Raw genomic sequence first — 23,871 nt, forward strand, 5'->3', positions numbered from 1 at the left:
CGACAGGCTTCCGATCAGGTTCTTATTTTTGTAACCGATTATGTCGCAGAACGTTAGCACGCCTGGCCGCCTGATTGCCAACCCGCGACCCACCCCGCCGGCCAGGCGCCCCGGCGGGCCACAGGCTGGCCGCAGAAGTCCGCTCTGTGTCCGCCAATACCCTGCCCCGTCGAACGCTGAGGGCTTATTTCTATGTGGCGGCCAGCGTGAGGGCCGGCGACGCGTCCCCAGACAATAATAAGAGTCCAAAAATGAATCCGACCCGTGTCTTCTCTCCCCTGCGCCTGGCGACCAGCCTGGCCCTGCTGTCGAGTGTCTGCCTGTCGGCACAGGCCACCGAATCCGGCGTCGACAACATCGGCCCGGGCACCGATGGCTTCTTCATGCTGCCATTGGACGTCGATAGCCTCCCGGACAACATGGTTGCGTTCAACCTCTACTACAACTTCTACAAAGCCAGGAAGCTCACTATCAGTTCCCTGGGTGGCAAGGTGCCGGGCGTCGAGATCACGTCCGAAGCGGTGATTCCGCGCCTGGACTACTTGACCCCGCTGCGGGTCGCCGGCAGCCGTCTGGGACTCTACGCGGCCCAGCCCTGGATCAAGCAGCGCGTGCAGGCCTTCGGCCTGGAGGATGATCGAGAAAGCATGGGTGACACCACCGTGGCGCCGATCATTTTGTGGGACATGGGCAAAAACCTGACCTTGGCTGCGGCCCTGGAGATCACCATTCCCACCGGCGAGTACGACGCCACGCGCCTGGCCAATACCAGCAACAATTTCTATACCTACAAACCGCTGTTTTCCTTCACCTGGTTGCCGACCGAGCGCACCGAGCTGTCGCTCAAGACGACCTACAGCTTCAACGAAGAGAACCACGACACCGATTACCGCTCAGGGCAAATCTTCCACTTCGACTACTCCGCCAGCTACAAGGTGACCGACAACCTCAACCTCGGCCTCAACGGGTATTACCTCAAGCAGACCACCGACGATAAACAATACGGCAAGGCCGTGCAGTTCAACGGCCAGGACGTCAACGACGGGGTCCGTGGCGAGGTGTTCGCCATCGGTCCGGCGATGTATCTGACCTTTCTCAAGTACGCGAGCGCCGAGTTGCGCTGGGCCAAGGAATTCGACGTGGAAAACCGTCCAAAAGGCCAGATGCTGTGGGCCAAGGTGACCATTCCCTACGCGTTCTGACGACGCTCCTCAAGCCCGGCGTGCCACGGCCAGCGGAGTTCGAGGTGCGCCCAGGGCGTTGAGCAGGCAGTGCATCGCCTCCTCCCGGCTGCGCTCGAAGCGATATCGCGACTCGATGTACAGCGCCAATTGCAACGATACCGGTTCGTCCAGGGGCAACGGCGCCTGCTGCATGCCCAGGGCCGTGGCGACCCGACTCGGCAGGCTCAGGCCGAACGGCTGGCGGTCGGCGATCAGCTTCGCCGCCAGGGTGCTCTGGGTGCTGACGGCGATGTTGCGCCGCAGGCTTTTCAGGCCCAGGTGCAGATCTACCGGGCTCAGCCCGTCGCGCCGGCTGGAGACCTGGATCTGCGGTTGCGCCAGGTAAGCCTGCAGGGTGCGCGGCGGCTCTCGCAGCGCCTCGCCATAGGCGAACACATAGTGATCGACCGGCAGCACCTGCTTGTGCAAGCCCGCCAGGGGCTGGTCGAGATCGATCAGGATGTCCAGTTTGCCCGCTGCCAGTTCCTGCAGGGCGTCCCGGCGTCGCGGCTGGAAATACCGCACCTGCCAATCGGCATGCGGGGCCTGGAGCAAGGCTTCGAGCAACACTGGCTGCAGGCAGTCCAGGCAACTGATGCGCAGCAGTGGATCGCTTTGCCGCGCCGCCGGGATCATCCGCAAGCCGTCGCGCAGGCATTCAAGTGCAGCGCGCACGTAATCGGCCAGGCGGTGCGCCACCAGGGTCGGCGTCACCCCCAGACGACTCTTGATGAACAGCGGGTCGCCACACAGGTCACGCAGGCGGCGCAGCGCATTGCTCATCGCCGGTTGCGACAGGCTCATGACTTCGGCAGCGCGGGTGACGCTGCGTTGCTGGTAGATGGCATCGAAGGCGAGCAGCAGGTTGAGGTCGAGCTGGCGTAAATCAAGCATGGTCTTGCTCCGGCAAATCCCTTAACGTCGGGCAGCCTAACCAGTGAACCGGAACATGCTGTGAGCCCTAAATGACAAAAAGCGATCAGCCGATAGCCAACGCGTTCTACGCCCCCAGCCTGCTGCCGGCCATTGAAGAACTGCTGGCCCGGGGAGTGGCGCACGAACAGATCGAGGCCTTGTTTCGCCGTACGCTGTTTGAACTGCGCACTCCGTTTACCCGGATCCCGCTGTTTCTGTCCCGGCGATTCTGGGCCTTTGCCCAGGCCACGACCGCCGACCCGCTGCTGGGGCTGGCAGCCGGGCGGCGCTTCGTGTCCACCTCGACCAACGGCCTGACCTACCTGTTTGATGTGGCCACATCGCTGGACAGCGCCTGCGCCTACTTCGTGCGTTTCTTCCCGTTTTTCAACGGCCATTTCCAGGCCCGGGTGGTGCGCAGCGAAGGCTCGGTGCAACTGCACTTACTGGACTGCGGCAGCCTGCGCGCCACCGCCGCGATGACCGACTACATCCTCATCAGCATCTGCAGCATGCTGCGCCGCAAGGTGCTGGCCAGCGGGCTGGGGCAAGACCCGATCTTGGGGGTGGGCCTGGTGCACTCGGTCCCAGCCAGCCCCTCGGCTCACGAGCAGGCCTTTCGTGCACCGGTGCAGTGGCGCCAGGCACACAACGTGATCCACCTCGAACCCCAGGTGTTCGTGCAGGCGCTGACCCCGGGCAACCATCAACTGGAGGAGACTCTGGTCGAACTGCTGGAGCAGACTCGGCGCAACAGCGAGCCGACCTTGCTGGAACTGGTTAGCGACCACCTGATCCGCGACCTGCCCGGCGCCCACTGGCAAGACTTCTGCACCTCCCAGCACCTGCTCGAACGCACCGCCGCCCGGCGCCTGAAAGCCCTGGGCTGGAGTTTTTCCGAGTTGCTGGACGAGTACCGCCGCTATCGCGCCGAAGACCTGCTGCAACACTCGCCGCTGGAGCTGGTGGAGATTTCCGACCAGCTCGGCTACAGCGATGTGCAAAGTTTCAACCGCGCTTGCCTGCGCTGGTTCGAATGCGCACCAGGGTCGTACCGATCACGCCACCAGGCATGACCGGTACGGGCAGTTTCAGGGTTTCAACGGCCACTCCTGGTCCAGGTCCGAGAGGCTTTTGCCGTCATCGGGGTGTTTCCAGGTTTGCGGTGGCGGGTTCTCTTCAGGACTGGCTTCGTCCTGATCTTCTTCGTCGTTATCGCGGTATTGATCGTGTTGCTTGTCAGCGGCCATGGCACTCTCCTCCTGAGATGGGGTTCAAATTTCAGGATAGAACAAAGCCACGGCTTCGCTATATTGAGGGCAACGCTGGCTTGCGCGTCTGTCGCGCCAGGCGAAAAGCAAAAAACCTGCGAAGCGTGAGCCTCGCAGGTTTTTTGTGAATCACAGAAACAAAAAACCCCGGTCTTTCGACCAGGGTCTTTGCTATCGACTCGAAACAGACACGGGCATGACCAGTGTTTTGTTTCGTAGCACCAAGGCGTTCAGTGGGCCCTGGAGCAGATATGGCGCAGCGGACGGGACTCGAACCCGCGACCCCCGGCGTGACAGGCCGGTATTCTAACCGACTGAACTACCGCTGCGTATCGCTGTGGACTTGCGTCCAGTTAATTCGTCTGACTGTAAAGCTTCGAGGCTTTGCAATCTCAAACCGGGTAAACCCGATCTGGAAAATATGGCGCAGCGGACGGGACTCGAACCCGCGACCCCCGGCGTGACAGGCCGGTATTCTAACCGACTGAACTACCGCTGCGCGTCGGTGGAGGCTTTTCAGCTTCCATCTTGCTTTCGCAAGACTCTCAAGAAGTGGTGGGTGATGACGGGATCGAACCGCCGACATTCTGCTTGTAAGGCAGACGCTCTCCCAGCTGAGCTAATCACCCGTTTGCTTCTCCGAGGCCGCGAAATTTACGCAGATACCGAAGCTAAGTCAATACCCTGATTGAAGTTTTTTTCAAAAACAGCTGAAAGCCACAAGCGGCAAGCTCCAAGTCAAAGCAGTGGTGCGCAGGCAGTGACACCTGCGACCGGCTTTTACTTGTTACTGCCCTTCACTGCTCGTAGATCATCTTCTTGGTCATGCCACCGTCGACCACGAACTCCTGGCCGGTGACAAACCCGGCATTGCGCGACAGCAGCCAGGCCACCATCGCCGCGACGTCTTCGACCGTGCCTACCCTGCCCGCCGGATGCTGGGCATGATCGGCATCACTCAACGGCTCGGCACGTCGCGCCGAAGGATCACGGGCATCGATCCAGCCGGGGCTGACCGCGTTGACCCGAACTTCCGGGCCAAGGCTGATGGCCAGGGCGTGGGTCAAGGCCAGTAAACCACCCTTGCTCGCCGCATAGGCCTCGGTATCGGGTTCCGACTGCCCGGCACGGGTCGAGGCCAGATTGACGATGGCACCGTTGTGGGCCCGCAGGTATGGCGCACAGTGCTTGGCCAACAGCATCGGCCCACTGAGGTTGACCGCCAATACCCGGTTCCAGTAAGCCAAGTCAAGGCTTTCCAGGGTGATATTGCGTGGGTCGGCGACCGCCGCGTTACACACCAGTGCATCCAGGCGACCAAACTGCCCCAGGACTTCGGCAACGCCCTGGGTCACTTGCTGCTCATCGGCCACGTCCATGGTGATGAACCAGGCATGTTCGCCCAACGCCTTGGCGACCTTGGAACCACGCTCACGGTCGAGATCGGTCAGCACCACCTGCCAGCCTTCGCTGATCAACCAGGCGGCAATCCCCAAACCGATGCCGCGGGCAGCACCCGTGACCAGGGCAACCCGGCCATTGCTGCCGCCGGCAGTCGTTGCGATCTCGATCACAAGGCAGCCAACCCGCGCGCCAGGTCCGCTTGCAGGTCGGCCACGTCTTCGAGGCCGACAGCAATCCGGATCAGGCTGTCACGAATACCCGCCGCCTCGCGCTCCTGTGGCGCCAGGCGCCCGTGGGACGTGGTGCTGGGGTGGGTAATGGTGGTCTTGCTGTCACCCAGGTTGGCGGTGATCGAGATCAGCCGGGTGGCGTCGATGAAGCGCCATGCGCCTTCTTTGCCGCCCTTGACCTCGAAGCTCACGACCGCGCCAAAGCCCTTCTGCTGGCGCTGGGCCAGTTCGTGCTGCGGGTGGCTCTTGAGGCCGGCGTAATGCACCTTCTCGATGCCCTCCTGCTGCTCCAGCCATTCGGCCAGTTGCTGGGCGTTGGCACAGTGAGCCTTCATGCGCAGGCTCAAGGTTTCCAGGCCCTTGAGGAAGATCCAGGCGTTGAACGGGCTCAGGGTCGGCCCGGCCGTGCGCAGGAAGCCGACGATTTCTTTCATCTGCTCGCTGCGACCGGCCACTACGCCGCCCATGCACCGGCCCTGGCCGTCGATGAACTTGGTGGCCGAGTGCACCACGACGTCAGCGCCGAGCTTGAGCGGTTGCTGCAAGGCGGGCGTGCAGAAGCAGTTGTCGACCACCAGCATCGCGCCCTTGGCGTGCGCCACTTCGGACAATGCGCTGATGTCCACCAATTCGGCCAACGGGTTGGACGGCGACTCGACGAACAGCAACTTGGTGTTGGCCTTGATCGCTGCGTCCCAGCCGGACAGGTCCGCCAAGGGGACGTAGTCGACTTCGATACCAAAACGCTTGAAGTACTTCTCAAACAGGCTGATGGTCGAACCGAACACGCTGCGCGACACCAGTACGTGGTCGCCGGCACTGCACAGGCTCATCACCACCGCAAGAATCGCCGCCATGCCTGTGGCCGTGGCCACCGCCTGCTCAGCACCCTCGAGGGCAGCAATGCGCTCCTCGAAGGCCCGAACGGTGGGGTTGGTGTAGCGTGAGTAGACATTGCCCGGCACTTCGCCTGCAAAGCGCGCCGCAGCATCGGCTGCGGTACGGAACACATAGCTGGAGGTGAAGAACATCGGATCACCGTGTTCGCCCTCCGGCGTGCGGTGCTGGCCGGCACGTACGGCCAGGGTATCGAACGCTACGCCATCGAGGTCGCTGTCCAGCCGACCGGCATCCCAATCCTGACTCATGCTGTCACTCCTTGCCCTGCTCTTGTCATGAAGAGCCTGTAGTAGATACAAAACCGGCCCCTCAGGGCCGGTAGAAACTCAGTTGTTGTACAGATCGATGATCGCACTGACTGCCTGGGTCTTGACCTTGGAGGCGTCGTTACGCGCCTGCTCGATCTTGTTCAGGTAAGCCTCATCGACGTCGCCGGTGACGTACTTGCCGTCGAACACTGCGCAATCGAACTGCTCGATCTTGATCTTGCCGCCGCCGACCGCTTCGATCAAGTCAGGCAAGTCCTGATAGATCAGCCAGTCAGCACCGATCAGTTCGGCCACGTCCTGGGTCGAACGATTGTGCGCGATCAGTTCGTGAGCGCTCGGCATGTCGATGCCGTAGACGTTCGGGTAACGCACGGCCGGTGCTGCGGAGCAGAAATAGACGTTCTTGGCGCCAGCTTCACGGGCCATCTGGATGATCTGCTTGCAGGTGGTGCCGCGCACGATCGAGTCGTCCACCAGCATCACGTTCTTGCCGCGGAACTCCAGCTCGATGGCGTTGAGTTTCTGGCGTACGGATTTTTTCCGCGCAGCCTGGCCAGGCATGATGAAGGTCCGGCCGATGTAGCGGTTTTTCACGAAACCTTCGCGAAACTTCACGCCCAGGTGGTTCGCCAGCTCCAGGGCCGCGGTGCGGCTGGTGTCCGGAATCGGGATGACCACGTCAATATCGTGCTCGGGACGCTCGCGCAGGATCTTCTCAGCCAGCTTCTCACCCATGCGCAGGCGAGCCTTGTACACCGACACGCCATCGATGATCGAGTCCGGACGCGCCAGGTAGACGTGTTCGAAGATGCATGGGGTCAGGGACGGGTTGGTCGCGCACTGACGGGTGTGCAGCTTGCCCTCTTCAGTGATGTAGACCGCTTCGCCCGGTGCCAGGTCGCGGATCAGGGTAAAGCCCAGCACGTCCAGGGACACGCTCTCGGAGGCGATCATGTACTCGACGCCTTCGTCGGTGTGACGCTGGCCGAAGACGATCGGACGGATGCCGTGCGGGTCACGGAAACCGACGATGCCGTAGCCGGTGATCATCGCCACGACCGCATAGCCACCTACGCAACGGTTGTGCACGTCGGTGACGGCGGCGAACACGTCTTCTTCGGTCGGCTGCAACTTGCCACGCTGGGCCAGTTCGTGGGCGAACACGTTGAGCAGCACTTCCGAATCGGAGCTGGTGTTGACGTGACGCAGATCCGATTCGTAGATCTCCTTGGCCAACTGTTCAACGTTGGTCAGGTTGCCGTTGTGCGCCAGGGTGATGCCATACGGCGAGTTGACGTAAAACGGTTGAGCTTCGGCCGAGGTCGAGCTACCGGCGGTCGGATAACGCACATGGCCAATGCCCATGTGGCCGACGAGGCGCTGCATGTGACGCTGATGAAACACGTCACGTACCAGGCCATTGTCCTTGCGCAGAAATAACCGGCCGTCGTGGCTGGTCACAATACCGGCAGCGTCCTGGCCGCGGTGCTGGAGGACGGTTAGCGCGTCATACAGCGCCTGATTGACGTTCGACTTACCGACGATACCGACGATGCCACACATGCGACGCAACCCCTACTTAATGAAACTGAACTGAACACGACTCACTGCGGCGTTTTCGCCGTCGGCAAGAGGTGCTCCTTGAACGGTATGTCAGCGGGTACGCTGATACCGCTGGCCAGCCACTGACTGCTCCACCCCAATATGAGGTTTTTGGACCAGTCTGCAACCAATAGAAATTGTGGCACGAGCCTCGACTCCTGCCACCATGAATCCTGCTGTACCGGGCCCAGGCTCAACAGCCCGACGGCGGTGACCACCAGCAAGGCGCCACGCGCCGCGCCGAAAGCCATGCCGAGGAATCGATCGGTCCCGGAGAGGCCGGTGACGCGAATCAATTCGCCGATAAGATAATTGATCATTGCGCCCACCACGAGGGTGGCCACAAACAAGATGGCGCAGCCGGCGATCACGCGGGCCGAAGGTGTTTCGATGTATCCGGCGAGGTACTCGGACAGTGAACCACCAAACATCCAGGCAACGACTCCTGCGATGATCCAGGTCACCAGCGATAATGCTTCTTTTACGAAGCCGCGGCTCAGACTGATCAAAGCGGAGATGGCGATGATTGCAACGATCGCCCAGTCAACCCAGGTAAATGGCACAGTACAGCCTACAGACGGATAAGGCGGCGCATTTTAGCAGAGCCCATGGCTATCGGTAAGCTGCGATTTTCAGTGCATTTCAAATAGAGACGATCGTTTCAGCCGCGTTCGGGCTGGAAACGCACCACAAAACCCTTGAGGTTCTGTTTGCGGTTCAACAGGTCACGCAGACGGTCGGCTTCGGCGCGCTCGATCAGCGGCCCGACGAACACCCGGTTCTTGCCATCCGCCGTGCGAATGTAGGCGTTGTAGCCCTGGCTGCGCAGGGTTTTCTGCAGGTTTTCGGCACTTTCACGATTGGCCAGGCTGGCCAGTTGCACCGACCAACTGACCGACAGGCCATTGGCATCGACCCGACTCTGGGTGGTGTCAGGCTTGCTGACTGGCGCGACCGGTGCGGGTGCCGGCTTGGGTGCTGGCGGCGGGGTAACCGGTTTGGCAACCACCGGGGCCGCGACGATCGGTGCGCTCGGGGCGACCGTCGGCGCACTCGCGACCGGCGCCTGCTCCATGGCGATTTCGGCATCGCTGGGCACAGGCTCCTGCGGCAGCGCTTGCGGCTCGGGAACCACCACTGGCTCGACCTGGACCTGGGGCATGACCGGCGCCTGTGGCGCGACCGGGGCCTGGACCACCACCTGGCGCTGCTCATCCTCTCGGGAGAACAGCATCGGCAGGAAAATCACCGCCAGGGCCACCAACACCAGTGCGCCGACCATCCGCTGCTTGTACGCGTTATCCAGCAAAGCCATCTGCAGCTTCCTCCGTGGAGTGCCGGGCCAGCCATTCAAGGGCCTCGGCGACACAATAAAATGATCCAAACAGCAGAATCTCGTCCTCTGCCGTCGCCTGCGCGCTTTGCCCTTCCAGGGCCTCGGCCACGCTTGCATAGGAGGTCACGGGCGCGCCAAGGTTCTGCAACGCCGCCTGTAAATCTGCAACCGGGCGGGCACGCGCACACTCCAGCGGGGCGACAGCCCAATGCTGGACACTAGCACTCAATTCACCGACAACTCCATCGAGATCCTTGTCCGCCAGCAATCCGAAGACCGCCAGGCGCCGACCCGCCACCGGGCGCCGGGCCAGGCGCTGTGCCAGGTACTCGGCCGCGTGCGGATTGTGCCCCACGTCCAGCATCAGGTTCAGGCGCTTGCCGTGCCAGTTGAACTGACGCCGATCGAGGCGCCCGACCACGCGGGTCGCCTGCAAGGCCGCCGCGATCTGCCCAGGCACCCAAGGCAAGCCCAGCAAGGCATAGGCCTGCAGCGCCAGCGCAGCGTTTTCCATCGGCAAGTCGAGCAACGGCAAATCCCGTAGCTCAATGGCCTGCCCCTGCCCGTCGACACCGCGCCATTGCCAGTGCTGCTCGGTCAGGCCCAGGTCAAAATCCCGACCCCGCAGGAAAAACGGGCAAGCCAGCTCGCGCGCTTTGTCCAGCAGGGGTTGTGGTGGATTGAGGTCGCCACACAGTGCCGGTGCGCCCTGACGGAAAATCCCGGCCTTCTCGAAGGCCACCGATTCTCGGGTATTGCCCAGGTAGTCGGCGTGATCGACACCAATACTGGTGACCAACGCGATATCCGCATCCACCAGGTTGACCGTGTCCAGGCGCCCGCCAAGGCCGACTTCCAGGACCACCGCATCCAGGCCTGCGCGCTGGAACAGCCAGAACGCTGCCAGGGTGCCCATTTCGAAGTAGGTCAGGGAGATTTCGCCGCGGCCCGCCTCCACCGCAGTGAAGGCCTCGCACAGCTGTGCGTCAGTGGCTAACACGCCATTGACCTGCACCCGCTCGTTGTAATGCAGCAGGTGCGGAGAATTGTAGACACCCACGCTCAGGCCCTGTGCGCGCAGCAACGAAGCCACGAACGCACAGGTAGAACCCTTGCCGTTGGTGCCGGTGACCGTGATCACCCGAGGCGCCGGCTTGCCCAGCCCCATCCGGGACGCTACCTCTTGCGAGCGCGCAAGCCCCATGTCGATGGCGGACGGGTGCAACTGCTCAAGGTAGGCGAGCCATTCGCCAAGGGTACGTTGTGTCATAGGTGGGCAGGCACCGGTGGAACCACGATTGGCTCGATGGGTGCAGCAACGAACTCAGGCGTCGGCAGGCCCATCAGTTGCGCCAGCAGGTTACCCAGGCGTGGACGCAGCTCGGAACGGGCAATGATCATGTCGATGGCGCCGTGCTCCAGCAGGAACTCGCTGCGCTGGAAGCCTTCTGGCAGTTTTTCCCGAACGGTCTGCTCGATCACCCGCGGACCGGCGAAACCGATCAGGGCCTTGGGTTCGCCGACGATCACGTCGCCCAGCATCGCCAGGCTGGCGGAAACGCCGCCGTAGACCGGGTCGGTCAGTACCGAGATGAACGGAATGCCTTCTTCACGCAGACGCGCCAGGACCGCCGAGGTCTTGGCCATTTGCATCAACGAGATCAGGGCTTCCTGCATCCGCGCGCCACCGGAAGCGGCGAAGCAGATCATCGGGCAACGGTGCTCCAGTGCATAGTTGGCCGCACGCACGAAGCGCTCGCCGACGATCGCACCCATGGAACCGCCCATGAAGGAGAATTCGAACGCCGACACCACTACCGGCATACCCAGCAGGGTGCCGCTCATGGAGATCAGGGCGTCTTTTTCGCCGGTCTGCTTCTGGGCAGCGGTCAGGCGGTCCTTGTACTTCTTGCCGTCACGAAATTTCAGACGGTCAACCGGCTCCAGGTCCGCGCCCAGTTCGGCACGGCCTTCAGCGTCGAGGAAGATGTCGATCCGTGCGCGGGCGCCAATGCGCATGTGGTGGTTGCACTTGGGGCAAACATCCAGGGTCTTTTCCAGTTCCGGACGGTACAGCACCGCCTCGCAGGATGGACACTTGTGCCACAGACCTTCAGGCACCGAGCTTTTTTTCACCTCGGAACGCATGATCGAAGGGATCAGTTTGTCTACTAACCAGTTGCTCATGCTTTCTTTCTCCAGTACCGGCGGCCCGAACGCTCTGGTTCGCAGCCCCGTGTATGCCCTTGAGCTAAATTCATGTGTGCGGCGATGATCGGTACGCTACGGCGGTCAGCACTAGGCCGCGACCTGCCTGCAACGCACTCCATCCTCAGCCTTCCAGACAACCCGCGCTTGGGGTTGCCACTTCGGTTCTGGCCCACCCGAAGGCGACGCCTGCCTGCTGTGTGCAGCGCATGTTTTGTACCATGCAGTGGACGGCGGCAGACTGCCAGCCGTCACATCGTTGCGGTGCTGCTGCGTACGGCCTGCATAAATGCGTGAATCCTTGCGTGATCCTTGATGCCCTTGCCCTGCTCTACCCCACCGCTGACGTCCACCGCGTACGGCCGGACCCGGGCAATGGCCTGCGCCACGTTGTCCGGGGTCAGGCCGCCGGCCAGGATAATCGGCTTGCGCAAACCCGGCGGTATCAATGACCAGTCGAAGGCCTCGCCGGTTCCACCGGGCACCCCTTCGACATAGGTATCGAGCAAGATGCCACTGGCACTGGGGTACGCATCGCAGGCGGCGGCGATATCATCCCCGGCCTTGACCCGCAGGGCCTTGATATAGGGCCGGTGCCAGCCTTCGCAGTCGGCCACGGTTTCATCGCCATGGAACTGCAGCAGGTCCAGCGGCACGGCGTCGAGGATCTCGCCCAGCTCGCAGCGACTGGCGTTGACGAACAAGCCCACGGTGGTCACGAACGGTGGCAGCGCAGCGATGATCGCCCGTGCCTGCTGCACCGTGACCGCCCGCGGGCTCTTGGCGTAGAACACAAAACCGATGGCATCGGCCCCGGCCGCGACCGCTGCCAGCGCGTCTTCAATGCGGGTAATCCCACAAATTTTGCTGCGAACGGCTGGCATGTCGGGGGAACCTCAGGGCAAATCCGGGAAAGTCCCGGATGGTAGCAAATGCATTGGCAGGCGTCAGCCGTCAAGTTCCGAGAAGCCGGTGAGGAAGTGCGGTCCGATGTAACGCTCCGGCAACGGGAATTCGTCCCGGTACTCGACCTGCACCAGGTACAGCCCGAAGGGGTGGGCCGTGACCCCACCGGTGCGGCGAATCCGGCTCTCCAGCACTTCCTTGGCCCACTCCACCGGACGCTCGCCGGTACCGATGGTCATCAGCACCCCGGCGATGTTGCGCACCATATGATGCAGGAAGGCACTGGCGCGGATGTCCAGCACGATCATTTTGCCGTGCCGGGTCACGCGCAGATGGTGGATCTGCTTGACCGGCGACTTGGCCTGGCACTGCCCCGCGCGAAAGGCGCTGAAATCGTGAGTCCCGAGCAGGTACTGCGCGGCTTCGGCCATGCGCTGTTCATCCAGCGGCCGGTGGTTCCAGGTCACTTCCTCATTGAGGTGGGCCGGACGGATCTGGTCGTTGTAGATCACATAGCGATAACGCCGGGCAATGGCCTTGAAACGCGCATGGAAATCCGCCGGCATGACCTTGGCCCAACTGACGCTGATGTCGTGGGGCAAGTTGATGTTGGCGCCCATGACCCAGGCCTTCAGCGAACGCTCCACCTGGGTGTCGAAATGCACCACCTGGCCACAGGCGTGTACGCCGGCGTCGGTGCGCCCCGCGCAATGCAGGGACACCGGCGAATCGGCGACTTTCGACAAGGCCGTTTCAAGGGCTTGTTGCACAGTGGCCACGCCGGAGGCTTGGCGCTGCCAGCCGCGGTAGCGCGAGCCTTTGTATTCGACGCCCAACGCGATCCGGAAAAAGCCGTCGGCCGCCATTTCGGCGGCCGGGTTATCTATATTTGCCAAGGGGTGACAGCCTGCTGATGTACGCTAAGGCGGGCATTATAAGGCTGTGTGCCGGGGATGCCATGTTCGCGCTGTTTTTTGTTTTTGCCCATGCCCTGAAACAGCTGTGGGAGCGAGTCTGGCGACTCGCTCCCACAGCTATACGACTTACAGAGGTGCTCAATCACGCCAGGCGAGCAAGCATCTCCTTGGCTTCGCTCTTCTGCCCGTCGTTGCCCTCGCTGAGCACCTCACCGAGGATGTCCCGCGCGCCGTCCTTGTCACCCATGTCGATGTAGGCCTGGGCCAGGTCCAGCTTGGTGGCGACTTCATCGGTGCCCGACAGGAAATCGAACTCCGGCTCGTCGCTGTCCATGGCCAGCGCCGCGTCTTCGGCGGTGAAGCTTGGCTCGCCGATAGGCGGATGCTCGAGATCCTCGGAAAAACGCTCCAGCTCGGCGTGCACATCATCCAGGTCGGTGATGAAATCATCCGGCGTGGCCGGCGCCTCCAGCTCATCAGCCAGGGACAGGTCGAAATCCGCCGGCAACTCCAGGTCGTCAGGCGTCACTTCGGCAACCGCCGGCTCCTCGCTCGCCTCCAGGTCTTGGGGTTCATCGTCCAGGCCCAGCACCGCGGCATCTTCAGCCAGGACCGACTCCGGTACATCGCCAGCCAGGTCCAGGTCGAAATCCGCCAGGTCGGCCGGGCTTTGCGGCGCGTCAGCCTGCGACTCGAAACTCAGATCGTCGTCCAGCGGGAAGTCTTCCAGGTCGGCAACCGGCTCGGTGGCGACCACTGCCGGCGACACGGCTTCCAGTTCGTCCAGGCTGAGATCGAAGGCGGCATCCAGGTCGTCATCCAGCACAGCTGCAGGCGCCAGCGGTGCGGCAGCGGGTTCCTGCGGCTGATCCAGATCGAGATCGAAGGCGCTGTCGAAGTCATCTTCCGGCACCGCCACTGCTGCTGGCTCCACTTGTGGCGCGACCTGCGGCGTGTCCAGGTCGAGGTCGAAGGCGCTGTCAAGATCATCGTCCAGCGCCTGATTTTCAGCGCTTGGCGCAGGGGCTTGCGGCTCGTCCAGCAGCAGGTCCTTGACGTATTGCGCATCCAGTTCGGCCGCGACCGCAGCGGCAGCGATGCCACCGACCGCAGCGACCGCAGCCATGGCCGGGAAGCGGCTCTTGAGCGCTTCGACTTGCGCGAAGTTCTTGCCATTGGCCACCAGTTGGCGCTCCTGCACCACGAACGCATCACGATCGCCCTGCATGCCGTGGACTTCCATCAGCTTGAGGCGCAGCTCGCTGCGTTGTGGCTCTTGCTTGATGCCTTCCTCGAGCAGGCTGGCGGCCTGATTCAGGCGCCCCTCATCGATATGGGCCTGGGCATGGCCCAGCACGTCGTCCATCCGCTCGCCGGCCGGCGCCACCAACGGCGCGGCAATCGGCGTGGTCATCACCACCGGGGTAACAACCGCCGCAGCGACCGGCGTTGGCGTCGGCGCGGTGGCCAGCTTGGCGGTCGGCGCCGGCTCTTCGAGGCCTTCAAAACTGCTCTCTGGCAGGTCCAGGTCGTCGTTGAAATCCGATTCCTCGGCCAACGCACGCGCCATGCGTACGTGCTTCTCGGCTTCCTGCTGCGCCTTGCGCCGGCGTGCCAGCAACAACAGCAGCAACGCCAGGACAATCGCGCCACCGCCGATCAGCCCCATCAACAGCGGGCTGGTCAGCAGTTCGTTGTAGGTTTGCTCGGGTGTCGCCTTGGCAGGTGTTTCGCCAGGGGGGGCAGCCGGTTCTGCATCAGCCGGCACAGGTGCAGTGGCCGGTACGGGTTCAGCAGGCGTGGTGGCGGCTGGGGCCACCAACTCCGCAGGCAGCGCCTCGGACGCAGCCTCAGGCGTCGCGCCGCTTTCAGCCTGCAGCTTGGCCAGTTGATTGTTCTTCAGTTCGATCAAGCGTTGCAGCTTGTCCATCTGGCTTTGCAGGTCGGCCACGCGGCTTTTCAGCTCGGCATTGTCGCGCCGGGTGGTGTCCAGGCTTTCCTGGGTCACTGCCAGCTTGTTACTGATGCCCTTGCTGTCGCCGACCGCACCTTTACCGGTGCTCTTGCCCGACTCGGCCGAGACCAGGCTCAAACTGTCGCGGGCCGCGCCCTGCGCTGCCGCTGCGTCAGGCGCACGACCGGTGGCGTCCAGTTGCTGGGCCTGGGTCCGTGGCACATAACGACGGCCCTGGCGCCAGGCCTTGTTCTGCGCAGCCACTTCGGCAATGGCCTGGGCCTGCGGCAGTTGGCTGATTTGCGTGGCATCCGGCAGGCGCAGGACCTGGCCGGCCTTCAAGCGGTTGATGTTGCCATCGATAAAGGCATCCGGGTTCAACGCCTGGATCGCCAGCATGGTCTGCTGGATCGAGCCACCGTTGCGCGCCTTGGCGGCGATTTCCCACAGGGTGTCGCGGACCACGGTGGTGTGTTGCGCAGTCGCCCCGGTCACCGGCGCATTGATCGCCGGCGCAGTTTGCCCGGCAGCCTCTGCCGTTTGCGGCGAGAACTTGGACGGATCGAGCAGCACGCTGTAGTCGCGCAGCAGACGGCCGTTGGGCCACATCACCTGAACCAGGAACTTGACCATGGGTTCGGACAAAGGCTGGCTGGAGGTCACCCGTAGAATGCTTTTGCCGTTGGCATTGAGCACCGGGGTAAAGGTCAGGTCATTGAGGAACGCCTGGCGATCCACGCCGGCCTTGGCGAAGTCATCGGCTGAGGCCAGGCTCGGCACCACTTCGGCCACCGTGAGGTCCTTGACATCGAGCAGCTCGATCTCGGCCACCAACGGTTGGTTCAGGGTCGACTTCAGGGTCAATTCCCCGAGCCCAAGGGCATGCGCCATACCGGAGGACAGCGCCGAGGCGGCCGCTATTGCTAACACCAGTTTGCGAACTTGAACCATAGCCTCATCCTTTGTTTGAACATTCCTCGGCCAGCGAGAAGGTGTTGTTTGTCGCTGCCACAAGGCATTGCGCACAGACCCCGGAGGAGGCTGCACGCGATTATTTCACCGACGCGCCAGCGAGCCCCCGCAGGCGGCCCGCTTGCAAGCATAGCGCTCAGCTAGAATCATTCTGAAAATTGTTGCCAAGTATCTTTTACACAAGGTCTTTTATCAACAACTCGGCCACTTGCACTGCATTGAGGGCCGCGCCTTTGCGCACATTATCTGACGTCAGCCACAGATTAAGTTCCGCCGGGTCGTCGACCCCGCTGCGAACCCGACCGACGTAGACCACGTCCTGGCCAACCGCATCACCGACCGGCGTCGGGTAATCGCCCGCCTCCACCAGCTCGACACCCTCGGCGATCTCCAGCGCAGCGTTCACCGCCGCCAGGTCAACCGGCCTGGCCGACGCCAGGGTCACACTAAAGCTATCGCCAAAAAACACCGGGGCTTGAACGCAAGTCACGGAAATTTTCAGCGCCGGCTGCCCGAGGACCGCACGCAGTTCGTGGACCAGGCGTTTTTCCAGCAGGGTGTGGCCTTGCGCATCCGGCGTGCCGACCTGGGCCAGCAGGTTGAACGCCATTTGCCGATCAAAAAAGCGCGGCTCCAATGGACGCACATTCAACAGCTCGGCGGTCTGCCGGGCCAACTCGGTCACCGCCTCGCGGCCCTGGGTGGACACAGCCAGGCTGGCGGTCACCGTCACCCGCTGCACATCCAGCAGCGCGCGCAACGGCGCCAGCACCACTGCCAGGGTGGTCGCCGAGGCGCTCGGGCTGCTGACCTGGAACGGTTGTTTCAGACCGGCCAACACCTGGGCATTGGCCTCCGGCACGACCTGGGGCGCCTGCTCGGCCGGCAAGGCGCCGGACAGATCGATCAGCGAGCAGCCGGCGGCCGTCGCCCGCGGGGCAAAGCTCAAGGTGACCGCCGGGCCTGCGGCGAAGAACACCAACTGGACCTTGCTGAAATCAAACTCATCGACCTCCCGCACCCGCACGTTCTTGCCGCGAAACGGCACCGAATGCCCGGCCGACTCGCTGCTGGCCAGCAGGTGCAGGTTGGCGATCGGGAAGTCGCGCTCTTCGAGGATCTGGACGAGGGTTTCGCCGACAGTACCGGTGGCGCCGACAACGGCGATATCAAAGGACTGGCTCATGGTTCTACCTCAGGCGAAACGGGGGGAGCGGCACTTTACCGGGTGGGTGGCATGCAGGCAATTATGTAGGACCTGTACCGGCCCCTCGCGAGCAGGCTCGCTCCCACAAGGGAGGTTCGTACACCAGGAAAAGCAGGCCGCCTCGCCCGCCCCTACCACAGCCTAAAGCAGCCCCCCACAGTGCCTGGCATCGCACCACACGAACCTGCCAGCAATGACGGACCACCAAGCAACCAGTCAAAAAAAACCCGCGCCTCTGGCAAGGCGCGGGTTCGTTCATTGCTTCAACCGATCAACGTTCCAGCAGGATCCGCAGCATGCGACGCAGCGGTTCGGCCGCGCCCCACAGCAACTGGTCGCCGACGGTGAACGCGCCCAGGTACTGGGTGCCCATGTTGAGCTTGCGCAGACGGCCAACCGGGACATTCAGGGTGCCGGTGACCTTGGTCGGGCTCAGCTCCTGCATGCTGCTCTCGCGGTTGTTCGGTACCAGCTTGACCCATGGGTTGTGCTGGCTGATCAAGCCTTCGATGTCGGCGATCGGCACGTCTTTGTTCAGCTTGATGGTCAGCGCCTGGCTGTGGCAGCGCATGGCGCCGATACGCACGCAGATGCCGTCCACCGGGATCGGGCTCTTGAAGCGACCGAGGATCTTGTTGGTCTCGGCCTGGGCCTTCCACTCTTCCCGGCTCTGGCCGTTCGGCAGTTCCTTGTCGATCCACGGGATCAGGCTGCCCGCCAGTGGCACGCCGAAGTTTTCGGTCGGGTAGGCGTCGCTGCGCATGGCTTCGGCCACACGGCGGTCGATGTCGAGGATGGCACTGGCCGGGTTGGCCAGTTCATCGGCGACCGCCGCGTGGGTCGCGCCCATCTGCTTGATCAGCTCACGCATGTTCTGCGCGCCGGCGCCGGAGGCCGCCTGGTAGGTCATGGCGCTCATCCACTCCACCAGGCCGGCTTCAAACAGGCCGCCCAGGCCCATCAGCATCAGGCTGACGGTGCAGTTGCCGCCGATGTAGTTCTTGGTGCCCGCATCCAGCTGCTGGTCGATGACCTTGCGGTTCACCGGGTCGAGGATGATCACCGCGTCATCCTGCATGCGCAGGCTGGAAGCGGCATCGATCCAGTAGCCCTGCCAGCCGGCTTCACGCAGCTTGGGGAAGACTTCGCTGGTGTAGTCACCACCCTGGCAAGTCAGAATCACGTCGAGGGTCTTGAGCTCGTCGATGCTGTAAGCGTCTTTGAGCGGAGCAATATCCTTGCCCACGGACGGGCCTTGACCACCGACATTGGAAGTGGTGAAAAACACCGGCTCAATGAGATCGAAATCCTGCTCTTCCAGCATCCGCTGCATGAGCACGGAACCGACCATACCGCGCCAACCGATCAGACCTACACGTTTCATCGCAACTACACCTTTTACAAAAAGTGGGCTCGCTTGCCGGCATCAGCGACAAGCGGGGCCCGAGAGATTACAGATTCCGCAGCGCCGCGACTACTGCGTCGCCCATTTCCTGCGTTCCGACTTTGGTGCAACCGGCCGACCAGATGTCGCCAGTGCGCAAGCCCTGGTCCAGGACCAGGCTGACCGCCTGCTCGATGGCATCCGCCGCCGCCTGCTGGTTGAAGCTGTAGCGCAGCATCATCGACACCGACAAAATGGTCGCCAGCGGGTTGGCAATGCCAAGGCCTGCGATGTCCGGCGCCGAGCCGTGGCACGGCTCGTACATGCCCTTGTTGTGGGTGTCCAGGGACGCCGACGGCAGCATGCCGATGGAGCCGGTGAGCATCGAGGCCTGGTCGGACAGGATGTCGCCGAACAGGTTGTCGGTGACGATCACATCAAACTGCTTGGGCGCACGCACCAATTGCATGGCGGCGTTGTCGACGTACATGTGGCTCAGCTCGACCTCAGGGTAATCCTTGGCCACTTGCTCAACGATCTCACGCCACAGCTGGCTGGAGGCCAATACGTTGGCTTTGTCCACCGAGCACAGCTTCTTGCCACGGACCATGGCCATGTCAAAACCAACACGGGCGATCCGGCGGATTTCGCTTTCGCTGTACGGCAGGGTGTCGTAGGCCTGGCGCTCACCGTTTTCCAGGGTGCGAGTGCCGCGCGGCGCGCCGAAGTAGATGCCACCGGTCAATTCGCGAACGATCAGGATGTCCAGGCCGGCAACGATTTCCGGCTTCAGGCTGGAAGCCTCGGCCAGTTGCGGGTAAAGGATCGCCGGACGCAGGTTACCGAACAGGCCCAGTTGCGCACGGATTTTCAGCAGGCCGCGCTCAGGGCGGATGTCACGCTCGATGGTGTCCCATTTCGGGCCGCCCACGGCGCCCAGCAGGACCGCGTCGGCCGCGCGCGCGCGCTCCAGGGTTTCGTCCGCCAGGGGTACGCCGTGCTTGTCGATGGCCGCGCCGCCGATCACGTCGTGGCTCAATTCCAGGCCCAGGGCGAACTTGTCGCTGGCCAGCTCCAGCACCTTGACCGCTTCGGCCATGATTTCCGGACCAATACCGTCGCCTGGGAGAATCAGAATCTGCTTGCTCATGGGTTCCTCATGTCATCAGTCGGCGCGCCCTAGGAGGCACGCCCGGAAAAATTCTAGCGTTCGGCCATCAACACCAGCACGTCGGTGCTGAACGAACCATCGGCTTCGATCTGGAAATACTCGCGCACTTCGCTGCCCATCGCCTGTTGCAGCTCGCGGATCGCCCCGCGCATCACTTCAGGGGTACGCATGCGTTCGACCCAGGAGCTGTACTCCAGGCGCAGGCGCTGACGGCTGGTGGTACGGGCAAACAGCCCCGCCTCACTGATCTGGCGCAACCACTCGCCGGCAGAATAATCACGCACATGGCTGGTGTCGCGCAGCACTTCGACGCTCTGCAGGTAAGTGTCGAACAACGGGCTACCCGGCGACAAGACATCAATGAACGCCGCCACCCCGCCCGGCTTCAAGACCCGACGCACTTCGCGCAGGGCCAGGCCGAGATCGCTCCAATGGTGCGCCGAGTAACGGCTGAAGACGAAGTCGAATTCGCCATCGGCGAACGGCAACCGCTCGGCGGCACCCAGGACTGTCGATACGTTGCTCAAGCCACGTTCAACCGCGGCACCGGCGACCACATCGAGCATCTGCTGCGACAGGTCGTAGGCCACCACCTCCTTGACCAGCGGGGCCACATGGAAACTCACATGCCCAGCGCCGCAGCCCAGGTCCAGCACCCGCGCATCAGCGCGCCCCGCCACTTCGGCCTGGAGCAGCGCAAACTCAGTGCCCTGGGCGTGTACGGCGCTGCTCAGGTAGGCCGCAGCCTGCTCACCGAATTGCTTTTGTACGACTTGAATGTGCTGGGTGCTGCTGGTCATGGGGACTTCCTTTTAAGGTGAGTCTTGGGGTGTCTGTTCTGCCCGCGATGAGGGCAGCACTACCTACCTGAACCTCGTATCAATCACGCGTCGCGAAACAACCACGGCTGGCTCGCCCGGTGCTTGGCCTCAAACGTGGCAATCGCCTCGTGGTCCTGCAAGGTCAGACCGATGTCATCCAGGCCGTTGAGCAGGCAGTGCTTGCGAAAGGCGTCGATCTCGAAGTTCAGCACCTTGCCGTCGGGACGGGTCACGGTCTGGGCCTGCAGGTCGACCTGCAACTGATAGCCTGGCGTGCTTTCCACCTGTGCGAACAGTTCGTCGACTTCAGCGTCGCTCAAGATGATCGGCAGCAAGCCGTTCTTGAAGCTGTTGTTGAAGAAGATGTCGGCGTAGCTCGGCGCGATGATGCTGCGAAAACCGTACTCTTCCAGGGCCCACGGCGCATGCTCGCGGCTCGAGCCGCAACCGAAGTTCTCACGGGCCAGCAACACGCTGGCGCCCTGGTAACGCTCGGCGTTGAGCACGAAGTCCTTGTTCAGCGGACGCTTGGAGTTGTCCTGGTACGGCTGCCCGACATCGAGGTAGCGCCACTCGTCGAACAGGTTCGGACCAAAACCGGTGCGTTTGATCGACTTCAAGAACTGCTTGGGAATGATCTGGTCGGTGTCCACGTTGGCACGATCCAGAGGCGCGACAAGACCAGTGTGCTGGGTAAAAGCTTTCATGCTGCGCTCCTTCAGATCAATTCGCGGACGTCAATGAAACGGCCGTTGACAGCGGCGGCGGCGGCCATCGCCGGGCTTACCAGGTGAGTACGACCACCGGCGCCCTGACGGCCTTCGAAGTTGCGGTTGGAGGTGGAGGCGCAATGCTCGCCACTTTCCAAACGGTCCGGGTTCATCGCCAGGCACATCGAGCAACCTGGTTCACGCCACTCGAAACCGGCCTCGAGGAAAATCTTGTCCAGGCCTTCCGACTCCGCCTGGGCCTTCACCAGGCCCGAACCCGGGACCACGATGGCTTGCTTGATGGTCGAGGCCACTTTGCGGCCCTTGGCGATCACGGCTGCGGCGCGCAAATCTTCGATTCGCGAGTTGGTGCAGGAGCCAATGAACACCCGGTCCAGCTGAATGTCGGTGATCGCCTGGTTGGCGGTCAAACCCATGTACTTCAAGGCGCGGACGATGGAGTCACGCTTGACCAGGTCCATTTCCTTGGCCGGGTCCGGCACGTTCTGGTCTACCGCCAAGACCATCTCGGGCGACGTGCCCCAGCTGACTTGTGGCTTGATCTGGCTCGCGTCGAGTTCGACGATGGTGTCGAACCGGGCGTCTTGATCGGAAACCAGGTCTTTCCAGGCTTCGACCGCCAAGTCCCATTCCGCGCCTTTCGGGGCGAATGGACGGCCCTTGACGTAGGCCACGGTTTTTTCGTCGGCGGCTACCAGGCCCACACGGGCACCGGCTTCGATGGACATGTTGCAGATGGTCATGCGGCCTTCGACCGACAACTCGCGAATCGCGCTACCGGCGAATTCGATCGCATGGCCATTGCCGCCCGCGGTGCCGATCTTGCCGATCACGGCGAGCACGATGTCCTTGGCGGTCACGCCAAACGGCAAGGTGCCTTCGACGGACACCAGCATGTTCTTCATTTTCTTGGCGACCAGGCACTGGGTAGCGAGCACGTGCTCGACCTCGGAGGTGCCGATGCCGTGGGCCAGGGCACCAAAGGCGCCGTGGGTCGAGGTGTGGGAGTCGCCGCAGACCACGGTCATGCCCGGCAAGGTGGCGCCCTGCTCCGGGCCGATGACGTGGACGATGCCCTGGCGCACGTCGTTCATCTTGAATTCGACGATGCCGTACTCATCACAGTTATCGTCGAGGGTCTGAACCTGCAAACGCGAGACCTGGTCGACAATGGCGTCGATGCCGCCCTTGCGCTCCGGGGTGGTCGGTACGTTGTGGTCCGGAGTCGCGATATTGGCATCGATGCGCCAAGGCTTGCGCCCGGCCAGACGCAGGCCTTCAAAGGCTTGCGGCGAGGTCACTTCGTGAATGATGTGACGATCGATATAGATCAGCGCCGAACCATCGTCGCGCTGCTTGACCAAATGCGAATCCCAGAGCTTGTCGTAGAGCGTTTTGCCGGCCATCAGACGTTTTCCTCATCAGCTTGTTTCTATGCCCTGGGCCTTGAGCGACTCAATAACCCCTTGGCTTGTGAGGTCGATCCTATGGGGTTACATTAAATAACTCAAATTCATATTTTTTATGCTTTGGATAACCAACTGGAATACGAACATGGACTTGGCCAACCTCAATGCCTTTATCGCCATTGCCGAGACCGGCAGCTTCTCCGGGGCCGGTGAACGCCTGCACCTGACCCAGCCGGCCATCAGCAAACGCATCGCCGGGCTGGAGCAGCAGCTCAAGGTCCGCCTGTTCGATCGCCTGGGCCGTGAAGTGGGCCTGACCGAGGCCGGGCGCGCCCTGCTGCCACGGGCCTACCAGATCCTCAACGTGCTGGATGACACCCGCCGCGCCCTGACCAACCTGACAGGCGAGGTCACCGGTCGCCTGACCCTGGCCACCAGTCACCACATCGGCCTGCATCGCTTGCCACCGTTATTAAGGGCGTTCACCCGCCAATACCCCGAGGTGGCACTGGACATCCAGTTCCTCGACTCGGAAGTGGCCTATGAGGAAATTCTTCACGGCCGTGCCGAACTGGCGGTGATTACCCTGGCCCCGGAACCCCACACCCTGGTCAAGGCCACCCCGGTCTGGGACGACCCGCTGGATTTCGTGGTGGCCCCCGAGCATTCGCTGATCAGCAACGGCGCGGTCAGCCTGGTCGATATCGCCTTGCATCCGGCGGTATTCCCCGGCGGCAACACCTTCACCCATCACATCGTCCAGCGCCTGTTCGAGGCCCAGGGATTGACGCCCAACATCGCCATGAGCACCAATTACCTGGAAACCATCAAGATGATGGTGTCCATCGGCCTGGCCTGGAGTGTCCTGCCGCGCACCATGCTCGACGAGCAGGTGGCGCGCATCCCATTGCCGGGCATACAACTCACACGCCAGCTAGGCTATATCGTGCACACCGAAAGGACGTTGTCGAATGCTGCGCGCGCCTTCATGGCTTTGCTGGACGCACAGATCGATTTGCCAGGGACTGATGGCTAACTTGT

21 protein-coding genes and 3 tRNA genes are annotated in these 23,871 nt (G+C 62.6%); 3 read left to right on the forward strand and 21 right to left on the reverse strand.

The features are described from left to right. Positions 1–251: 251 nt before the first annotated feature. A complete protein-coding gene (locus AACY45_RS05675; RefSeq protein WP_339544546.1) occupies positions 252–1,202 on the forward strand; it encodes a SphA family protein in 951 nt (316 codons plus the stop codon). Positions 1,203–1,211: 9 nt separating this feature from the next. Here AACY45_RS05675 and AACY45_RS05680 read toward each other — a convergent pair whose 3' ends face one another. Continuing rightward, positions 1,212–2,117, reverse strand: coding sequence for a LysR family transcriptional regulator (locus AACY45_RS05680; RefSeq protein WP_339544547.1), 906 nt, complete (start codon positions 2,115–2,117; stop codon positions 1,212–1,214). Positions 2,118–2,188: 71 nt separating this feature from the next. Here AACY45_RS05680 and AACY45_RS05685 point away from each other — a divergent pair, with 71 nt between their 5' ends. After that, on the forward strand, positions 2,189–3,214 hold the full coding sequence (locus tag AACY45_RS05685) for an AraC family transcriptional regulator ligand-binding domain-containing protein (RefSeq protein ID WP_339544548.1): 1,026 nt from the start codon (positions 2,189–2,191) through the stop codon (positions 3,212–3,214). A gap of 15 nt (positions 3,215–3,229) precedes the next feature. Here AACY45_RS05685 and AACY45_RS05690 read toward each other — a convergent pair whose 3' ends face one another. From AACY45_RS05690 to leuC, 20 genes are all read right to left on the reverse strand, one after another. Next, complete coding sequence (locus AACY45_RS05690; protein ID WP_339544549.1) at positions 3,230–3,388, reverse strand: hypothetical protein; 159 nt, start codon at positions 3,386–3,388, stop codon at positions 3,230–3,232. Positions 3,389–3,661: 273 nt separating this feature from the next. Then, a tRNA-Asp gene (locus AACY45_RS05695) sits at positions 3,662–3,738 on the reverse strand. Positions 3,739–3,831: 93 nt separating this feature from the next. After that, positions 3,832–3,908: transfer RNA gene (locus AACY45_RS05700), tRNA-Asp, on the reverse strand. Positions 3,909–3,962: 54 nt separating this feature from the next. After that, positions 3,963–4,038 (reverse strand) — tRNA-Val (locus tag AACY45_RS05705). Positions 4,039–4,206: 168 nt separating this feature from the next. Next, entirely contained in the window at positions 4,207–4,974 is a 768-nt protein-coding gene (locus AACY45_RS05710; protein WP_445261166.1) for an SDR family oxidoreductase, read from the reverse strand. Positions 4,975–4,979: 5 nt separating this feature from the next. Then, entirely contained in the window at positions 4,980–6,191 is a 1,212-nt protein-coding gene (locus AACY45_RS05715) for an O-succinylhomoserine sulfhydrylase (RefSeq protein ID WP_339544551.1), read from the reverse strand. 78 nt (positions 6,192–6,269) lie between these two features. Beyond that, on the reverse strand, positions 6,270–7,775 hold the full coding sequence (gene purF / locus AACY45_RS05720) for an amidophosphoribosyltransferase (RefSeq protein ID WP_339544552.1): 1,506 nt from the start codon (positions 7,773–7,775) through the stop codon (positions 6,270–6,272). A gap of 41 nt (positions 7,776–7,816) precedes the next feature. Further along, entirely contained in the window at positions 7,817–8,377 is a 561-nt protein-coding gene (locus AACY45_RS05725) for a CvpA family protein (RefSeq protein WP_339544553.1), read from the reverse strand. Positions 8,378–8,475: 98 nt separating this feature from the next. After that, positions 8,476–9,129: an SPOR domain-containing protein gene (locus AACY45_RS05730; protein ID WP_339544554.1), complete on the reverse strand. Its 654-nt coding sequence runs from the start codon at positions 9,127–9,129 to the stop codon at positions 8,476–8,478. Further along, positions 9,113–10,420 (reverse strand): bifunctional tetrahydrofolate synthase/dihydrofolate synthase, encoded by a 1,308-nt coding sequence (gene folC / locus AACY45_RS05735; RefSeq protein WP_339544555.1) that lies wholly within the window; start codon positions 10,418–10,420, stop codon positions 9,113–9,115. The genes AACY45_RS05730 and folC overlap by 17 nt, the downstream gene beginning before the upstream one ends. Next, positions 10,417–11,337: an acetyl-CoA carboxylase, carboxyltransferase subunit beta gene (gene accD / locus AACY45_RS05740; protein ID WP_339544556.1), complete on the reverse strand. Its 921-nt coding sequence runs from the start codon at positions 11,335–11,337 to the stop codon at positions 10,417–10,419. The genes folC and accD overlap by 4 nt, the downstream gene beginning before the upstream one ends. A 272-nt stretch (positions 11,338–11,609) precedes the next feature. Continuing rightward, positions 11,610–12,242 (reverse strand): phosphoribosylanthranilate isomerase, encoded by a 633-nt coding sequence (locus tag AACY45_RS05745; protein ID WP_339544557.1) that lies wholly within the window; start codon positions 12,240–12,242, stop codon positions 11,610–11,612. Between the two features lie 63 nt (positions 12,243–12,305). Further along, the gene (gene truA / locus AACY45_RS05750) at positions 12,306–13,130 is read right to left on the reverse strand and encodes a tRNA pseudouridine(38-40) synthase TruA (RefSeq protein ID WP_339544643.1); all 825 of its coding nucleotides are present in this window, start codon (positions 13,128–13,130) and stop codon (positions 12,306–12,308) included. A gap of 193 nt (positions 13,131–13,323) precedes the next feature. Beyond that, entirely contained in the window at positions 13,324–16,086 is a 2,763-nt protein-coding gene (locus tag AACY45_RS05755) for a FimV/HubP family polar landmark protein (RefSeq protein ID WP_339544558.1), read from the reverse strand. 196 nt (positions 16,087–16,282) lie between these two features. Beyond that, entirely contained in the window at positions 16,283–17,293 is a 1,011-nt protein-coding gene (locus AACY45_RS05760; RefSeq protein WP_339544559.1) for an aspartate-semialdehyde dehydrogenase, read from the reverse strand. Positions 17,294–17,585: 292 nt separating this feature from the next. Then, a complete protein-coding gene (gene asd / locus AACY45_RS05765; RefSeq protein WP_339544560.1) occupies positions 17,586–18,698 on the reverse strand; it encodes an aspartate-semialdehyde dehydrogenase in 1,113 nt (370 codons plus the stop codon). A 67-nt stretch (positions 18,699–18,765) separates the two neighbouring features. Then, a complete protein-coding gene (gene leuB / locus AACY45_RS05770; protein WP_339544561.1) occupies positions 18,766–19,848 on the reverse strand; it encodes a 3-isopropylmalate dehydrogenase in 1,083 nt (360 codons plus the stop codon). Between the two features lie 53 nt (positions 19,849–19,901). After that, positions 19,902–20,669, reverse strand: a complete 768-nt coding sequence (locus AACY45_RS05775) for a class I SAM-dependent methyltransferase (RefSeq protein WP_339544562.1) — start codon at positions 20,667–20,669, stop codon at positions 19,902–19,904. Positions 20,670–20,752: 83 nt separating this feature from the next. Beyond that, entirely contained in the window at positions 20,753–21,397 is a 645-nt protein-coding gene (leuD, locus tag AACY45_RS05780) for a 3-isopropylmalate dehydratase small subunit (RefSeq protein ID WP_339544563.1), read from the reverse strand. Between the two features lie 11 nt (positions 21,398–21,408). Next, complete coding sequence (gene leuC / locus AACY45_RS05785) at positions 21,409–22,827, reverse strand: 3-isopropylmalate dehydratase large subunit (RefSeq protein WP_339544564.1); 1,419 nt, start codon at positions 22,825–22,827, stop codon at positions 21,409–21,411. A 148-nt stretch (positions 22,828–22,975) separates the two neighbouring features. On the opposite strand from leuC, the gene AACY45_RS05790 reads away from it, so the two are divergent. Next, on the forward strand, positions 22,976–23,866 hold the full coding sequence (locus AACY45_RS05790) for a LysR family transcriptional regulator (RefSeq protein WP_339544565.1): 891 nt from the start codon (positions 22,976–22,978) through the stop codon (positions 23,864–23,866). The last annotated feature ends 5 nt before the right edge of the window (positions 23,867–23,871 follow it).

The sequence above is a fragment of the Pseudomonas sp. RA_35y_Pfl2_P32 genome (assembly GCF_963970735.1).
GTDB lineage: Bacteria > Pseudomonadota > Gammaproteobacteria > Pseudomonadales > Pseudomonadaceae > Aquipseudomonas.

Bases quoted from the DNA above. Each gene is read 5' to 3' on its own strand.
- AACY45_RS05755 (WP_339544558.1), bottom strand. From the start codon at position 16,086: ATGGTTCAAGTTCGCAAACTGGTGTTAGCAATAGCGGCCGCCTCGGCG.
- asd (WP_339544560.1), bottom strand. From the start codon at position 18,698: ATGAAACGTGTAGGTCTGATCGGTTGGCGCGGTATGGTCGGTTCCGTG.
- AACY45_RS05745 (WP_339544557.1), bottom strand. From the start codon at position 12,242: ATGCCAGCCGTTCGCAGCAAAATTTGTGGGATTACCCGCATTGAAGAC.
- AACY45_RS05775 (WP_339544562.1), bottom strand. From the start codon at position 20,669: ATGACCAGCAGCACCCAGCACATTCAAGTCGTACAAAAGCAATTCGGT.
- leuD (WP_339544563.1), bottom strand. From the start codon at position 21,397: ATGAAAGCTTTTACCCAGCACACTGGTCTTGTCGCGCCTCTGGATCGT.
- accD (WP_339544556.1), bottom strand. From the start codon at position 11,337: ATGAGCAACTGGTTAGTAGACAAACTGATCCCTTCGATCATGCGTTCC.
- AACY45_RS05760 (WP_339544559.1), bottom strand. From the start codon at position 17,293: ATGAGCCAGTCCTTTGATATCGCCGTTGTCGGCGCCACCGGTACTGTC.
- AACY45_RS05675 (WP_339544546.1), top strand. From the start codon at position 252: ATGAATCCGACCCGTGTCTTCTCTCCCCTGCGCCTGGCGACCAGCCTG.
- AACY45_RS05730 (WP_339544554.1), bottom strand. From the start codon at position 9,129: ATGGCTTTGCTGGATAACGCGTACAAGCAGCGGATGGTCGGCGCACTG.
- leuC (WP_339544564.1), bottom strand. From the start codon at position 22,827: ATGGCCGGCAAAACGCTCTACGACAAGCTCTGGGATTCGCATTTGGTC.
- AACY45_RS05790 (WP_339544565.1), top strand. From the start codon at position 22,976: ATGGACTTGGCCAACCTCAATGCCTTTATCGCCATTGCCGAGACCGGC.
- AACY45_RS05715 (WP_339544551.1), bottom strand. From the start codon at position 6,191: ATGAGTCAGGATTGGGATGCCGGTCGGCTGGACAGCGACCTCGATGGC.
- folC (WP_339544555.1), bottom strand. From the start codon at position 10,420: ATGACACAACGTACCCTTGGCGAATGGCTCGCCTACCTTGAGCAGTTG.
- AACY45_RS05690 (WP_339544549.1), bottom strand. From the start codon at position 3,388: ATGGCCGCTGACAAGCAACACGATCAATACCGCGATAACGACGAAGAA.
- truA (WP_339544643.1), bottom strand. From the start codon at position 13,130: ATGGCGGCCGACGGCTTTTTCCGGATCGCGTTGGGCGTCGAATACAAA.
- AACY45_RS05680 (WP_339544547.1), bottom strand. From the start codon at position 2,117: ATGCTTGATTTACGCCAGCTCGACCTCAACCTGCTGCTCGCCTTCGAT.
- AACY45_RS05685 (WP_339544548.1), top strand. From the start codon at position 2,189: ATGACAAAAAGCGATCAGCCGATAGCCAACGCGTTCTACGCCCCCAGC.
- purF (WP_339544552.1), bottom strand. From the start codon at position 7,775: ATGTGTGGCATCGTCGGTATCGTCGGTAAGTCGAACGTCAATCAGGCG.
- leuB (WP_339544561.1), bottom strand. From the start codon at position 19,848: ATGAGCAAGCAGATTCTGATTCTCCCAGGCGACGGTATTGGTCCGGAA.